Annotated in this window: 14 protein-coding genes; 12 read left to right on the top strand and 2 right to left on the bottom strand. The window is 69.1% G+C overall.

Translation table 11 applies throughout. The features are described from left to right. Positions 1-7 precede the first annotated feature (7 nt). From CY658_RS12350 to CY658_RS12335, 4 genes are read left to right on the top strand one after another with little or no spacing between them, the layout of a single operon-like run. Positions 8-802, top strand: a complete 795-nt coding sequence (locus CY658_RS12350; RefSeq protein ID WP_101490513.1) for an enoyl-CoA hydratase/isomerase family protein — start codon at positions 8-10, stop codon at positions 800-802. Between the two features lie 19 nt (positions 803-821). Beyond that, positions 822-1,493 (top strand): DUF4126 domain-containing protein, encoded by a 672-nt coding sequence (locus CY658_RS12345; protein WP_062478695.1) that lies wholly within the window; start codon positions 822-824, stop codon positions 1,491-1,493. Then, entirely contained in the window at positions 1,486-3,489 is a 2,004-nt protein-coding gene (locus CY658_RS12340) for an acetyl-CoA carboxylase biotin carboxylase subunit (protein ID WP_101490512.1), read from the top strand. Before CY658_RS12345 ends, CY658_RS12340 begins: the two co-directional genes overlap by 8 nt. Before the next feature lie 59 nt (positions 3,490-3,548). Then, positions 3,549-4,517, top strand: coding sequence for a DUF4349 domain-containing protein (locus CY658_RS12335; protein ID WP_101490511.1), 969 nt, complete (start codon positions 3,549-3,551; stop codon positions 4,515-4,517). Positions 4,518-4,542: 25 nt separating this feature from the next. Here the strand turns inward: CY658_RS12335 and CY658_RS12330 are convergent, their stop codons facing one another. Next, positions 4,543-4,857, bottom strand: coding sequence for an EthD family reductase (locus CY658_RS12330; protein WP_101490510.1), 315 nt, complete (start codon positions 4,855-4,857; stop codon positions 4,543-4,545). 87 nt (positions 4,858-4,944) lie between these two features. Here CY658_RS12330 and CY658_RS12325 point away from each other — a divergent pair, with 87 nt between their 5' ends. The 8 genes from CY658_RS12325 to CY658_RS12290 all read left to right on the top strand — a co-directional run bounded on the left by CY658_RS12325 (position 4,945) and on the right by CY658_RS12290 (position 12,037). Continuing rightward, a complete protein-coding gene (locus tag CY658_RS12325) occupies positions 4,945-5,865 on the top strand; it encodes a 2-hydroxyacid dehydrogenase (RefSeq protein WP_101491266.1) in 921 nt (306 codons plus the stop codon). Positions 5,866-5,958: 93 nt separating this feature from the next. Continuing rightward, positions 5,959-6,708, top strand: coding sequence for an IclR family transcriptional regulator (locus tag CY658_RS12320; protein ID WP_101490509.1), 750 nt, complete (start codon positions 5,959-5,961; stop codon positions 6,706-6,708). After that, on the top strand, positions 6,705-7,094 hold the full coding sequence (locus CY658_RS12315) for a cupin domain-containing protein (RefSeq protein WP_095746917.1): 390 nt from the start codon (positions 6,705-6,707) through the stop codon (positions 7,092-7,094). Before CY658_RS12320 ends, CY658_RS12315 begins: the two co-directional genes overlap by 4 nt. A 24-nt stretch (positions 7,095-7,118) precedes the next feature. Next, positions 7,119-8,129 carry a Bug family tripartite tricarboxylate transporter substrate binding protein gene (locus CY658_RS12310; RefSeq protein ID WP_101490508.1) on the top strand — a complete coding sequence of 337 codons (1,011 nt, stop codon included), beginning with the start codon at positions 7,119-7,121 and terminating at the stop codon, positions 8,127-8,129. A 124-nt stretch (positions 8,130-8,253) separates the two neighbouring features. After that, a complete protein-coding gene (locus CY658_RS12305; RefSeq protein WP_101490507.1) occupies positions 8,254-9,480 on the top strand; it encodes a CaiB/BaiF CoA transferase family protein in 1,227 nt (408 codons plus the stop codon). Continuing rightward, a complete protein-coding gene (locus CY658_RS12300) occupies positions 9,477-10,646 on the top strand; it encodes an acyl-CoA dehydrogenase family protein (protein WP_101490506.1) in 1,170 nt (389 codons plus the stop codon). The genes CY658_RS12305 and CY658_RS12300 overlap by 4 nt, the downstream gene beginning before the upstream one ends. Before the next feature lie 9 nt (positions 10,647-10,655). Then, a complete protein-coding gene (locus CY658_RS12295; RefSeq protein ID WP_101490505.1) occupies positions 10,656-10,952 on the top strand; it encodes an acylphosphatase in 297 nt (98 codons plus the stop codon). A 164-nt stretch (positions 10,953-11,116) separates the two neighbouring features. Next, positions 11,117-12,037, top strand: a complete 921-nt coding sequence (locus CY658_RS12290; RefSeq protein WP_101490504.1) for a hydroxymethylglutaryl-CoA lyase — start codon at positions 11,117-11,119, stop codon at positions 12,035-12,037. A 13-nt stretch (positions 12,038-12,050) separates the two neighbouring features. Here CY658_RS12290 and CY658_RS12285 read toward each other — a convergent pair whose 3' ends face one another. Then, the gene (locus tag CY658_RS12285) at positions 12,051-13,802 is read right to left on the bottom strand and encodes a bifunctional protein-serine/threonine kinase/phosphatase (RefSeq protein WP_101490503.1); all 1,752 of its coding nucleotides are present in this window, start codon (positions 13,800-13,802) and stop codon (positions 12,051-12,053) included. Between the last annotated feature and the right edge of the window lie 30 nt (positions 13,803-13,832).

The following is a 13,832-nucleotide window of genomic DNA, read 5'->3' as shown; positions in this document are numbered from 1 at the left end:
GCATCGCATGAGCAGCACCTTCACCAAGCTGAACCTCGCCATCGACGGCGCGGTCGCGCGCATCTGGCTCGACCAGCCCGACGCACGCAACGCCTTCGACGACGTCGTGATCGCCGAGCTGACGCAGGCTTTTCTGGAAGCCGGCGGCGCGCCGCAGGTCAAGGCGGTCGTGCTCGGCGCGAACGGCCCGGCCTTCTGCGCGGGCGCCAACCTCAACTGGATGCGCCGCATGGCCGACTACACGCGGGACGAGAACCTCGCCGACGCGGGCAAGCTGGCCGACATGCTGCGCACCATCGCCGAGTGCCCCAAGCCCACCATCGCGCGCGTGCAGGGCGATGTGTATGCGGGCGGCATGGGGCTCGTGGCCGCGTGCGACATGGCCGTGAGCGTCGACACCGCGTGGTACTGCCTCAGCGAAGTGAAGATCGGCCTCGTGCCCGCGACCATCAGCCCGTACGTGCTGCGCGCCATGGGCCCGCGCGCGTCGCAGCGCTACTTCCTCACGGCCGAGCGCTTCACCGCCGCCGAGGCGCACCGCATCGGCTTCGTGCATGAAGTGGTCGCGGCCGACGCGCTCGACGCCAAGGTCGACGAGCTCATCAAGGCGCTCACCGGCGCCAGCCCCGCCGCCGTGCGCGCCTGCAAGCAGCTGATCGCCGACGTGACCGGCCGCGAGATCGACGGCGCGCTCATCGCCAAGACCGTCGAAGGCATCGCCGACATCCGCGCGAGCGACGAAGGCCGCGAGGGCGTGCAGGCTTTCCTGCAGAAGCGCAAGCCGTCCTGGCTCGCCGGCTGACAGCCAACCAGGGACCGCCATGAACGCACTCGACATGCCGCAACTGCTCGCACTGGCCGCCGCCATCGGCTGGGCCAGCGGCGTGCGTCTGTACCTCGTCGTGCTGCTGACCGGCCTGGTCGGCTACTTCGGCTGGGTGCCGCTGCCCTCGGGGCTGCAGATGCTCGCGCATCCGATCGTGCTCGCGGTCAGCGGCTTCATGGTGTTCGTCGAGTTCTTCGCCGACAAGATCCCCGGCCTCGACTCGCTGTGGGACGTGGTGCACACCGCCATCCGCATCCCCGCCGGCGCAGCGCTCGCGGCCAGCGTGTTCGGCGCCGACCATGGCGCGATGGCCGTCGTTGCGGCGCTGCTGGGCGGCGGCTTCGCGGCCACGGCGCATGCGGCCAAGGCCACCACGCGCGCGGCCATCAACACCTCGCCCGAACCGTTCTCGAACGTCGGTGCCTCGCTGGTCGAAGACTCGATGGTGCCGGCCGGGCTGTGGCTCGCGGTGGCGCATCCGCTGGTCTTTTTGGTGCTGTTCGTCTTCGTGCTCGTGCTCAGCGTGTGGCTCATCCGCAAGAGCTGGCGTTTTCTGCGCGCGCTGTTCAGCCGCGTGGCACGCATCTTCAGTGGCCGGCCCGATCCGGGCGTCACGTCCGCCTTTCAACTGAAAAAGAATCCTCCGGGAGACACCCCTAATGTTTAAGAAGATCCTGATCGCCAACCGTGGCGAGATCGCCTGCCGAGTGGCTGCAACCGCACGCCGCATGGCGGTTCGCACGGTCGCCGTGTACTCCGATGCCGACGCGCACGCCAACCATGTGCGCGCCTGCGACGAGTCGGTGTACCTCGGCGGCAGCGCCCCGAAGGACAGCTACCTGCGCTGGGAAAAGATCCTCGAAGCCGCCAAGGCCACGGGTGCCGAAGCCGTGCATCCGGGCTACGGCTTCCTCAGCGAGAACGAAGAGTTCGCGCAGGCCTGCGCCGACGCCGGCCTGGCCTTCATCGGCCCGCCACCCTCGGCGATCAAGGCCATGGGCCTGAAGGCCGAGTCGAAGCAGCTGATGGAAAAGGCCGGCGTGCCGCTGGTGCCGGGCTACCACGGCCACGACCAGGACCCGGCGCTGCTGCAGCGCGAGGCCGACCGCATCGGTTACCCGGTGCTCATCAAGGCCAGCGCCGGCGGCGGTGGCAAGGGCATGCGCGCGGTCGACAAGGCCGCCGACTTCGAGGCCGCACTGGCCTCGTGCAAGCGCGAAGCCATCAACAGCTTCGGCGACGACGCGGTGCTGATCGAGAAGTGCGTGCAGCGTCCGCGCCACATCGAGATCCAGGTGTTCGGCGACACGCAGGGCAACTACGTCTACCTGTTCGAGCGCGACTGCTCGGTGCAGCGCCGCCACCAGAAAGTGCTCGAAGAAGCGCCCGCGCCCGGCATGACCGAAGCGATGCGCAAGGAAATGGGCGATGCGGCCGTGGCTGCGGCGCGCGCCGTGAACTACGTGGGTGCAGGTACTGTCGAGTTCATCGTCGAGCAGCGCGAAGGCGGCGAGATGAACTTCTTCTTCATGGAGATGAACACGCGCCTGCAGGTGGAGCACCCGGTGACGGAAGCGATCACCGGCCTCGACCTCGTCGAATGGCAGCTGCGCGTGGCCTCGGGCGAGCCGCTGCCTGCCAAGCAATCGGAGCTGCAGATCCACGGCCACGCGATCGAGGCGCGCATCTGCGCCGAGAACCCCGACAACAACTTCCTGCCCGCCACCGGCACCTTGCGCGTGTACCGCAAGCCGCAGGCGACCGCCTTCCAGCGCAGCCGCGTGCGCATCGACGACGGCGTGCGCGAGGGCGGCGAGATCTCGCCCTTCTACGACTCGATGATCGCCAAGCTCATCGTGCACGGCAGCACGCGCGCCGAAGCGCTGGCCCGGCTCGACGCCGCGCTGGCCCAGGTGCAGATCGTGGGCGTGTCGACCAACGTGCAGTTTTTGCGCGGCATCCTGGCGACCGAGTCGTTCTCGAAGGCCAACCTCGACACCGCGCTCATCGAGCGCGAGCGCGCCGTGCTGTTCGACCGCGAGCCGCTGGGCCTGCCGCTGGCCGCCGCTGCCGCCATCACGCGCACGCTGGTCACAGAAGCACCGGTCGGCGTGCCCGACCCCTTCGAGCGCCGCGACGGCTGGCGTGCGCACGGCGAGTACAAGCGCCGCTTCGACTTCGAGTTCCGCGGCGCCGAGCACAGCGCGCTGCTGACCTATCGCCGCGACGGCGGCCTGAACCTGGAAGTGGGCGGCGTGAATGGCCCGCTGACGGTCGGCCGCTTTCCCTCGGGCGAGTTCGAGCTCGAGTTCGCCGGCACGCGCCAGACCCTCGACGTGCACCTGGACGGCGCCACCGCCCACGTGTTCGCGGCGAAGGGCGCGACGCGCCTCACGGCCATCGACCGCCTCGCGCACGCGGGCGACACCCACGCCGAAGGTGGCCGCCTCACGGCGCCGATGCCCGGCAAGGTCGTGTCCTTCGCGGTCAAGGCGGGCGACAAGGTCAGCCGCGGCCAGCCGCTGGCCGTGATGGAAGCCATGAAGATGGAGCACACCATCGCCGCGCCCGCCGATGGCACGGTGGAAGAACTGATGTTCTCGCCGGGCGAGCAGGTGGCGGAGGGCGACGAATTGTTGCGAATGGCTGCGGCAGCCGCTTAACCCCGATCCGGGCGCTCGCCCGTATCAGCGGTGGTAGTCATTTTTTGCAAGGAGTCCTGATGATCCGCCGCACCCTTTCCCTGTCGACACCTCGCGCCGCCGTGCGCCACCGCGCAGGCGCTGTCCTGCTGGCCCTGGCGGCTGCTCTGTCGCTGGCCGGCTGCGACCGCCAGCGCAGTGCCGAGTCGGCCGCGCCGGTCTCCGCGCCCATGCCGGCACCGCCGATGGGTTACGGCGGCGGCATGGCCATGAAAGAACAGAGGGCGCGCGCGCCGCAGGCCGAGATCGCCGCGTCGCAGTCCGACGAGGCGCGGCAGGGCAGCGGCGAGACCGCGCTGCAGCGCTTCCTGGCCGTGCGCCAGGACCTGAATGTCGAAGTCCCGGCCGAACAGCTCGCCGATGCCTGGGGCAAGGTGCGCGACCTGTGCGGCACGCTGAAGTGCGAGCTGCTGTCTTCTTCGCTGCTGCGCGAGACGCCGCAGCAGCCGGGCAACGCCCTGCTCGAGATGCGCGTGGAACCCGCCGACGTCGACAAGCTGCTCGGCGCCCTGGCCGGCGTGGCGAACGTGGTCTCGCACACCACCACCAGCGAGGACAAGACCTCCGAGGTGATCGACGTCGAAGCCCGCATCAAGAACCGCACCGAGTTTCGCGACAGCCTGCGCGTGATGCTGCGCGACACCGTCACCAAGCGCACCATGGCCGACCTGCTGGCGATCCAGCGCACGCTGTCGGACACGCAAGCCGAACTCGACGCTATCGCCACCCAGCGCAAGGTGCTCGCGCAGCAGACCAGCAAGCAGCACATCCAGATCCAGTTCACGCCCAAGCGCGCGCTGGTGCAGGGCGGCGACGGCTACAGCCCGATGGCGCACGCGCTGCGCAATGCGGGCGACGTGCTGGCCGAAAGCGTGGGCGCGCTCATCACCTTCGTGGCCGCGGCGCTGCCGTGGCTGCTGCTGGTGGTGCTGCCCGTGGGGTGGCTGGTGCGGGTGCTGTGGCGCCGTCGCCGGACGGGCAAGGCCTGAGTCCGGTCGGAAGCGAAGTGGTGCGTCAGCCCACCACCACTTCGCTGATCTGCATCACCGGCGCGATGTCGGTGTAGTTCTTCACGTCGCCCATGATCTCCTTCATGTGCGGGCCGAAGGCCTTCTGGAAGGACTCGACCGATTCGGCGAATACGTGGCACATGCCGACGTAGGTGGGGGGCGCGCCCGGTGCGCCGCCGCCCAGGCCCTTGTCGATGGTGTACGAGAGGCAGGCGTCGCCCATGCGGGCCTTGAGCATCGGCATGTGCTGGTCGCGGTAGTAGTCGTGGTCGAACCGCGCGCCGGGGGTGTGGGGGTACATCACGCTGACTTTGATCATGGGGGGTGTCTCCTGGGTGGCTGAATGCGGTCGAGCATAGGAGATGGGGCCCGACGCAACAAGCCGGTGCCTTCTAAGATGGCGGCCATGCGAATCTCCGTCTACCTCACCGACAACCGTCCCGATCCCTGGATCGATGGCCTCAAGGCCGAACTCCCCGAAGCCACCATCGAAGCCTGGACGCCCGGCGCGCCGCAGGCCGACCATGGCGTGGTGTGGGCGCCGCCCCAGCAGTTTCTCGACGAGCAGCCCGACCTGCGCGGCCTGTTCAACATCGGCGCGGGCGTCGATGCGCTGCTCAAGCTCAAGGTGCCGGCGCACACGCGCATCGTGCGGCTCGATGACGCGGGCATGTCGGTGCAGATGGCCGAGTACGTGTGCCACACGCTCATTCGTCACTTCCGCGAGTTCGACGTGTACGAGGCCGATGCGCGCGAGGGCAAGTGGAGCTACCGCAAGCCGAAGCTGCGGCGCGATTTTCCGGTCGGCATCATGGGCCTGGGCGTGCTCGGCGAGCGCGTGGCCAAGGCCGTGGCGCAGTTCGAATTTCCGGTGCTCGGCTGGAGCCGTTCGCCCAAGGCGCTCGACGGCGTGCAGGTGTTCAGCGGCGAGGCGCAGTTCGACGAGTTCCTGGCCTCCACGCGCGTGCTGGTCAACCTGCTGCCGCTGACCGAGTCCACGCGCGGCATCCTGAACCGCACGACGCTGGGCAAGCTCAAGCCCGAGGGCTACCTCATCAGCATCGCGCGCGGCGGCCACCTGGTCGAAGACGACCTGATCCCGATGCTCGACGCCGGCCAGCTCGCGGGCGCGACGCTCGACGTGTTCCAGGTCGAGCCGCTGCCGGCCGACCATGCCTTCTGGCGCCACCCAAAGATCACCGTCACGCCGCACGGCTCGGCGCGCACGCTGCGCGAGGAGTCCATCGCCCAGATCGCCGGGAAGATTCGCGCGATGGAGCAGGGGCTGCCGATCGCCGGCATCGTCGATCCCGTCCGGGGCTACTGACCCCCCTGCGCCGACGGCGACGAACCGGCTGAAACGCGGCCGGCGGGGGAAAACCCCGACGCTTTTGTTTTTCACATACGAGAAAATTTCTTCATGGTTGTGAAAACTGCGTTTCGCGTGATCGAGATCGTCGAGCTCTTCGCCAGGGAGAAGCAGCCGCTGGCCCTGTCCGAGATGGCGCGGCTGCTCGAGATGCCGGTGTCCAGCTGCCTGGGCCTGATCCGCACGCTCGAAGAGCAGGGCTACATGTACGAGACCGGCCGCCGCCAGGGCTACTACCCCACGGGCCGGTTGCTGGCGATGGCGCAGGTCATCGCCGCCCACGACCCGGTGCTCGACCGGGTGAAGGCCACGCTCGAAGAACTGCGCGACGCCGCGGGCGAAACGGTGGTGTTCGGCAAGTTCCGCGATGCGGAAAACGTCGTCTATCTCGACGTGCTGAGCGCGCCGCAGCGCATCCGCTACACGGCCGAGTCGGGCGAAACGCGGCCCGCGTATGCCAATTCGATGGGCCGCGCGCTGCTGTCCACGCTCACGCCCGAAGCGCGTCGCAAGCGGCTCGACGGCATGACGCTCACGCCCCTGACCGACGCCACGCTCACCACCGCCGACGCCATCGAGGCCGAGCTGCAGCGCGGCGCCGCGCGCGGCTGGTACGGCAACCTCGGCGAAAGCATTCCCGACCTGATCGGCCTGGCCTGGCCGCTGCGCATCGGCGGTGAGGCCTACGCGATCTCGGTGGCCGGCCCGCGCTACCGCATGGAAGCGCGCATCGACGACATCGCCGCGATGCTGCGTTCGGCCTGCCTCGCCATCGAACCCAAGACAGAAAGCCCCCGATGACCGCAACCGCTGCACGCTACTTCGTCCGCGAGGACGAGATCACCGGCTACCACCCGGCCAACCACACCGGCACGCTGAACAAGCGGCTCATCGGCCCCGAGACCGTGGGCGCGAAGCAGCTCGAGGTGCTGGTGGGGCACATCCAGAAGGGCAAGGGCGCGCTGCCGCATGCGCACCCGGGCATCGAACAGGTCTGCTACATGCTCGAAGGCCGCGCGGTCGCCGAGGTGGGCGGCCAGCGGCAGGAGCTGCATCCTGGCGACAGCTGCTTTTTTCCGGCCGACGCGATGCACACCTTCACGGTGGTGAGCGACGAGCCGGTGCGCGTGCTGGTGATCTACAGCCCGCCGTACGAGGAATCGCCGGAGCGCGTGATCCGGCCCTGAACGACAACCCCCGGAGACACAACCATGCAGACGAAGAACGCGACAGAAACAGTCGCGGTGGAAAGCCGCCGCCGCTTCATTTCCATCGGCGCTGCCGCGGGCCTCGTGGGCGCTGCGCCCTGGGCCTTTGCGCAGGACGGCTACCCGAAACAACCGATCAAGCTGATCGTTCCTTTCGCCGCCGGCAGCGGCACCGACGCGGTGGCGCGCATCACTGCGCAGATGCTGGGCGAGGCGCTCAAGGGCTCGGTGATCGTCGACAACCGCGCCGGCGCCAGCGGCGTGATCGCGGCCGAGCTGGTGGCCAAGGCGCCGCCCGACGGCTACACGCTCTTCATGACGACCAACACCACGCACTCGGCCAACCCGAGCCTGATGAAGTCGCTGCCCTACGACCCGGTGAAAGACTTCGCGCCCGTGAGCCGCATGGGCAACCTGCCGTTCATGCTGGTGGTGAACAACGACCTGCCCGTGAAGAGCGTCGCCGAGCTGCTGGCCTGGGGCCGCGCGCATCCCGGCAAGCTGACCTATGCGAGCGGCAACAGCACCGGCATCGTGAGCGGCGCCACGCTGTCACGCATGAGCGGCATCCCGATGCTGCACGTGCCCTACAAGAGCACGCCGCCGGCCATCGCCGACCTGATCGGCGGGCAAGTGTCGATGATGGTGGTCGACCTCGCCGCGGGGCTCGCGACAGTCAAGGTCGGCAAGATGCGCGCGATTGCGGTCACCACGCAGGAGCGCACGAAGCTCTTTCCCGAACTGCCGCCGCTGGCCGACACGCCCGAGCTCAAGGGCTTCGACATCACCTCGTGGAACGGCGTGTTCGCGCCGGCCGGCACGCCGCGCGATGTCGTGCTGAAGCTCAACAAGGCGCTGTCGGAGATGGCGAACGGCGCGGTCTTTCGCGAGCGCGTGAGCCGGCTGGGCTTCGATGCGTTCGGCAGCACGCCGGAAGAACTCGGGGCGTTCACCGTGTCCGAGCTGGCGAAGTGGAAGAAGCTGATTCAGGCCGCGGGCATTCAACCCGAATGAGCGCTGAACTGACTTTCTCCCTCCCCCTCTGGGGGAGGGCAGGGGTGGGGGCAAGCGGCGTACCCATCGCGCGCTCTGCCTGCCCCCATCCCAACCTTCCCCCAGAGGGGGAAGGAGCAAAGACATGAACACCACCGGACCCCTCGAAGGCATCCGCATCCTCGACCTCACGGCCGTGGTGATGGGCCCCTACGCCACGCAGACGCTCGGCGACCTCGGCGCCGACGTCATCAAGGTCGAGCCGCCGTCGGGCGACAACCTGCGCGCCGTCGGCCCGATGCGCCACGCCGGCATGGGCGCGATGGCGATGCACCTGAACCGCAACAAGCGCTCCATCGTGCTCGACCTCAAGCAGCCCGAAGGCCGCGAGGCCTGCCTGCGGCTCGCGGCGGGTTGCGATGCGCTCATTTACAACACGCGCCCGCAGGCGATGGCGCGGCTGGGGCTCGGCTACGACGCCGTCGCCGCGGTCAATCCGAAGATCGTCTACCTCGGCGCCTTCGGCTACGGCGAAGAAGGTCCGTACGCCGGCAAGCCCGCGTACGACGACCTGATCCAGGGCGCGGCCGGTGTCGCCTCGCTCTTCGCGCAGCAAAGCGGCGGTGCGCCGCGCTACGCGCCCGTCACGCTGGCCGACCGCGCCGTGGGCCTGCAGGCCGCCATCGCGCTGCTCGCCGCCGTGCTCAGCGCGCAGCGCACCGGCCAGGGCCAGTCGGTGGATGTGCCGATGTTCGAGGCGCTCTCGCAGTTCGTGATGGGCGATCACCTCGGCGGCCACAGCTTCGAGCCGCCGCTCGGGCCCACCGGCTACGCGCGCCTGCTCGCGGAGCACCGCAAGCCCTACGCCACGGCCGACGGCTACCTCGGCGTGCTCATCTACAACGACAAGCACTGGCAGGCCTTCTTCGACGTGATCGGCCGGCCGGAGCTGCGCAGCTCGCCGATGTTCGGCACGCACACGGCGCGCGCCGCGAACATCGGCGCGGTCTATGCGTTCGTGGCCGAGGTGATGGTCACGCGCGGCAGCGACGAATGGATGGCGCTGCTGGAAGCGGCCGACATTCCCGTCGCACGCCTGCACACGACCGAAAGCCTGCTCGACGACCCGCACCTGCGCGCCGTCGACTTTTTTCCCGAGTTCGACCACCCGACCGAAGGCCGCATCCGCACGCTCGCGCCCGTCGGTCGCTACAGCGCCACGCCCGCGGCCATCCGCCGGCCTGCGCCGCGCATCGGCGAGCAGAGCGTCGAGCTGCTGCGCGAAGCGGGCTACGCGGACGAGGCCATCGACCGCATGCTTGCGCGCGGCGTCACGCTGCAGCCGGCCCCCATGAAAGACAACAGCGAATGAATTTTTCCCTGAACGAAGACCAGCGCTCGCTCGTCGCGGCCATCGAGCGCCTGTGCGAAGACTTCCCCATCGACTACTGGCGCGACCACGACGACCGCGCCGTGTTCCCGCACGAGTTCCACCGCGCCGTCGCCGACAGCGGCTGGCTCGGCATCGCGATGCCCGAAGCGCAGGGCGGCGTGGGGCTCGGCATCACCGAGGCGGCGCTGATGATGCGCGCCATCAGCGCGTCGGGCGCGGGCATGTCGGGCGCGTCGTCGGTGCACATGAACATCTTCGGCCTCAACCCCGTGGTGGTGTTCGGCACCGAGGCGCAGCGCCAGCGCTTCCTGCCGCCGCTCATCGCGGGCACCGAGAAGGCCTGCTTCGCCGTGACCGAGCCCGACGCGGGGCTCGACACCACCAGCCTCAAGACGCAGGCAGTGCGCCAGCCGAACGGCAGCTATGTATTGCACGGCCGCAAGATCTGGATCTCGACTGCGCAGGTGGCCGACCGCATGCTGATCCTCACACGCACCACGCCCATCGATCAAGTGAAGAAGCCCACGCAGGGCCTCACGCTGTTCTACACGGCGCTGGACCGCAGCAAGGTCGAGGTGCGCGAGATCCACAAGCTGGGCCGCGCGGCGGTCGACTCGAACATGCTCTTCATCGACGGCCTCGAGGTGCCCGAAGAAGACCGCATCGGCGAGGAGGGCCGGGGCTTCGAATACATCCTGCACGGCCTGAATCCCGAGCGTATATTGATCGCAGCCGAAGCCATCGGCATCGGCCGCGCCGCGCTGCGCATCGCCGCGCAGTACGCGCAGGAGCGCATCGTGTTCGGCCGGCCCATCGGCCAGAACCAGGGCGTGGCGCACCCGCTCGCGCGCGCCTGGGCCAACCTGGAAGCCGCCGACCTGATGGTCTTCAAGGCCGCCACGCTGTACGACACGGGCGAGCCCTGCGGTATCGAGGCCAACGCCGCCAAGTACCTCGCGGCCGAAGCGGCGCACGACGCCTGCCAGAACGCCGTGCTCACGTTGGGCGGCATGGGTTACGCGAAGGAATACCACGTTGAGCGTTTGCTGCGCGAGAGCTACATTCCGCGCATCGCACCGGTGAGCCCGCAGATGATCCTGAACTTCATCGCCGAAAAAGCACTGGGGCTGCCGAAGTCGTACTGACCACTGCTCATGAACCCACACGCCACCGTCACCCGCCACCTCGTCGTCCACGGCCTCGTGCAGGGCGTGGGCTACCGCTGGTCGATGGTGCAGGCCGCGCAGCGGCTCGGCGTGCGCGGTTGGGTGCGCAACCGGCGCGACGGCAACGTGGAAGCGCTCGTGGCCGGCGCCGCCGATGCGGTCGAAGCGCTGGTGCATTGGGCGCGCCAGGGGCCTGCCGGTGCGCGCGTGGATGCGGTCGATGTGAACGAGGCCGACGCCACGGACGATCTGCCCGACGGTTTCACGCAACGAGAAACCGTCTAGCGGCGGTTTTCCTGCGCAGCCACCCGGTTGGCACCATTTGCAACCCCACAGGCGCGCATTGCTACCTTCTGCGACTTGTGTACCAAGCAGCGCAAGCCCATGTGTCAGACAATCGAAGCCGGTTTTTCAGCATCCTCCCGCGACAGCGACACAAGAGACATCCCATGAAACTCCCCGCCCAGGTCAAGCTCGTCGACGTCGGTCCGCGCGACGGCCTCCAGAACGAAAAGCAACCCGTCTCCGCCGAGGTCAAGATCGGCCTCGTGCACCGCCTGCAGGACGCCGGCCTGAAGGAGATCGAGGTCACCAGCTTCGTCTCGCCCAAGTGGGTGCCGCAGATGGCCGACAACGCCGAAGTGATGCACGGCATCACGCGCAAGCCGGGCGTTCTCTACTCGGTGCTCACGCCCAACATGAAGGGCTTCGAGGCCGCCATTGCCGCGCCGCGCGACGAGTGGCCCGATGAGATCGTGGTGTTCGGCGCGGCGAGCGAGGCCTTCAGCCAGAAGAACATCAACTGCTCGATCGCCGAGAGCATCGAGCGCTTCGCGCCCGTGGTCGAGGCGGCGCGCGCGAAGGGCATCGCCGTGCGCGGCGCGATGTCGTGCACGGTGGGCTGCCCCTACGAAGGCGAGATCGATCCGTCCAAGGTCGGGTACCTCGCACAACTGATGAAGGGCATCGGCGTGCAGCGCGTGGACGTGGCCGACACCATCGGCGTGGGCACGCCGCGCAAGGTGCAGGCGGCGATGGAGGCCACGCTGGCGCACTTCGATGTCGCCGCGATTTCCGGCCACTTTCACGACACCTACGGGCAGGCGCTGGTCAACACGCTGGCGGCGCTCGAGATGGGCGTGTGGAACTTCCAGTCGTCCTCGGCGGGCTTGGGCGGCTGCCCCTACGCCAAGGGCGCGACGGGCAACGTCGCGACCGAAGACGTGGTCTACATGCTGCACGGCATGGGCATCGCGACCGGCATCGACCTGGACAAGCTGATCGACGCCGGCGTGTACATCAGCGAAGCGCTGGGCCGCGAGCCGAACTCGCGCGCCTCGAAGGCGATCCGCACCAAGCGCGCGGGCTGAGCCCTCTTTCGTCTCAGCGTCCGAAGGCGCGCAGCCCCAGCAGCACGACCACCGCCGCGGCCAGCAGCACGGTGGTGCACTGCCAGAAGAGCACGGGGCGGCGCTCGATCAGCGGCGGCATGCGCGCGCTCAGGAACTCCGGGCCCGGCGTGCGCAGGTCGTGCACGAACTCCGACACCGCCTGCTGCCGCTTCGCGGCCTGCGGGTGCAGCGCCTTCTGCAGCACGGCATCGACCCACGCGGGCAACTCGGGCCGCAGGTGGCGCACCGGCACGTAGCGCAGCCGACCCACGTCGGCTTGTGTGCGGACGCGCGACACGTGCAGGCCGTAGGGCAGCTGGCCGCACAGCATCTGGTAGACGATCGCGGCCAGCGAGAACAGGTCGGAGCGCGCGCTGCCGCCGTGGCCGGTGAAGTACTCGGGCGCGGTGTATTGCAGCGTGCCTTCGATGGCGAGTGCGCGGGCTTCGCCGCTGCCGTCGGCCAGGCCGGCCACGTGGGTCGAGGCCAGGTCGATGATCTTCACGGTGCCGGTGCGGTCGATCATCACGTTCTCGGGCCGCAGGTCCTGATGCAGCATTTCCTTGCCATGCAGCGCCTGCAGCCCGCGCGCGAGCTGCGCGACGATGCCGCGCACGCTGTCCAGGTCGGGGCGGGGGTGGTCGACCATCCATTGCGCGAGCGTGTGGCCGTCGACGTACTCCATGGCCACGTACAGGTGCGCGCGCGGGCGCTCGACGGCGCTGGCCTTGAGCACGTGCGGGCTGTCGATGCGCCGCGCCACCCACTCTTCGAGCACGAAGCGGTCGAGGTAGTCGGGGTCGTCGCGCAGGTCGACCGACGGCAGCTTCAGCACGGCGGGCTGGCCGGTCGCGTCGTCGGTGGCCAGGTAGACGTGGCTGCGCGAACTCATGTGGATTTCGCGCACGAGGCTGAAGCCCTCGAAGCGGGCCCGCGGCGCGAGCGCCGGCGGCATCGCCAGGCCCTCGCGCTGCAGTTGTGCGGGTGGCGCGGCGGCGTCGGGCAGCTCGTCGATGCGCAGCAGCTGCACCGTGATGTCGTCGGTGCTGCCTTTGGTGCGCGCAGCCTCCGTGAGCCAGCGCGCTGCGTCGTCGAAGTCGTCTGCGTGCAGTGCCAGCGCCTCGTGCACGGCGGCGGCGTCCAGGTGCGTGTAGGCGCCGTCGGTGGCCAGCAGGTAGACCTCGCCCACCTCGGCCTCCCAGCAGCGATGGTCGATCTCCACATGCGCGCCCGCGCCCAGCGCACGCCCGAGGTACGACTCGACCGACGACACGCGCACGCGGTGGTCTTCGGTGAGCTGTTCGAGCGCGCCGGCGTGCAGCCGGTGGATGCGTGCGTCGCCCACATGCAGCAGGTGTGCGTCGCGGCCCTTGAGGATCAGCGCGCTGAAGGTGCAGACGTAGCCGCTGTCCTTGTCGAAGCGCGCGTCGCTGCGCTGGGTCTGCGCGTGCAGCCAGGCATTGGTGGCGCCGAGCACGCGCTGCGCCGCGCGCTGCACCGACCAGGTGTCGGAGGTGGCGTAGTAGTCGTCGAGAAAACCGCGCACGGCCGCCGCGCTCGCCACCTGGCTCACGCGGCTGGAGCCGATGCCGTCGGCCAGCGCCACGGCGATGCCCTTGGACGCGCGCAGCGTGCCCTCGGGCAGCATGGCGCCGTGGAAGTCCTGGTTGACCGGCGCGTGGCTCCCCGCCAGCGAGTGCTGGCCGAGCGTCACGCGCAGCTGCTTGCGCGGCGGCGCGGGCATGCGAACGGTGAGGGTGCTGATGCTGCTGCT

Source organism: Variovorax sp. RO1 (assembly GCF_002849325.1).
Taxonomy (GTDB): Bacteria; Pseudomonadota; Gammaproteobacteria; order Burkholderiales; family Burkholderiaceae_C; genus Variovorax.
The sequence above is the reverse complement of the archived record's forward strand: the minus strand, read 5'-3'. Positions and strand labels throughout refer to the sequence as shown.

Coding starts and splice junctions, on each gene's coding strand:
- CY658_RS12340 (WP_101490512.1), top strand. CDS start 1,486: ATGTTTAAGAAGATCCTGATCGCCAACCGTGGCGAGATCGCCTGCCGA.
- CY658_RS12320 (WP_101490509.1), top strand. CDS start 5,959: ATGGTTGTGAAAACTGCGTTTCGCGTGATCGAGATCGTCGAGCTCTTC.
- CY658_RS12345 (WP_062478695.1), top strand. CDS start 822: ATGAACGCACTCGACATGCCGCAACTGCTCGCACTGGCCGCCGCCATC.
- CY658_RS12295 (WP_101490505.1), top strand. CDS start 10,656: ATGAACCCACACGCCACCGTCACCCGCCACCTCGTCGTCCACGGCCTC.
- CY658_RS12305 (WP_101490507.1), top strand. CDS start 8,254: ATGAACACCACCGGACCCCTCGAAGGCATCCGCATCCTCGACCTCACG.
- CY658_RS12315 (WP_095746917.1), top strand. CDS start 6,705: ATGACCGCAACCGCTGCACGCTACTTCGTCCGCGAGGACGAGATCACC.
- CY658_RS12350 (WP_101490513.1), top strand. CDS start 8: ATGAGCAGCACCTTCACCAAGCTGAACCTCGCCATCGACGGCGCGGTC.
- CY658_RS12290 (WP_101490504.1), top strand. CDS start 11,117: ATGAAACTCCCCGCCCAGGTCAAGCTCGTCGACGTCGGTCCGCGCGAC.
- CY658_RS12300 (WP_101490506.1), top strand. CDS start 9,477: ATGAATTTTTCCCTGAACGAAGACCAGCGCTCGCTCGTCGCGGCCATC.
- CY658_RS12325 (WP_101491266.1), top strand. CDS start 4,945: ATGCGAATCTCCGTCTACCTCACCGACAACCGTCCCGATCCCTGGATC.
- CY658_RS12330 (WP_101490510.1), bottom strand. CDS start 4,857: ATGATCAAAGTCAGCGTGATGTACCCCCACACCCCCGGCGCGCGGTTC.
- CY658_RS12310 (WP_101490508.1), top strand. CDS start 7,119: ATGCAGACGAAGAACGCGACAGAAACAGTCGCGGTGGAAAGCCGCCGC.
- CY658_RS12285 (WP_101490503.1), bottom strand. CDS start 13,802: ATGCCCGCGCCGCCGCGCAAGCAGCTGCGCGTGACGCTCGGCCAGCAC.
- CY658_RS12335 (WP_101490511.1), top strand. CDS start 3,549: ATGATCCGCCGCACCCTTTCCCTGTCGACACCTCGCGCCGCCGTGCGC.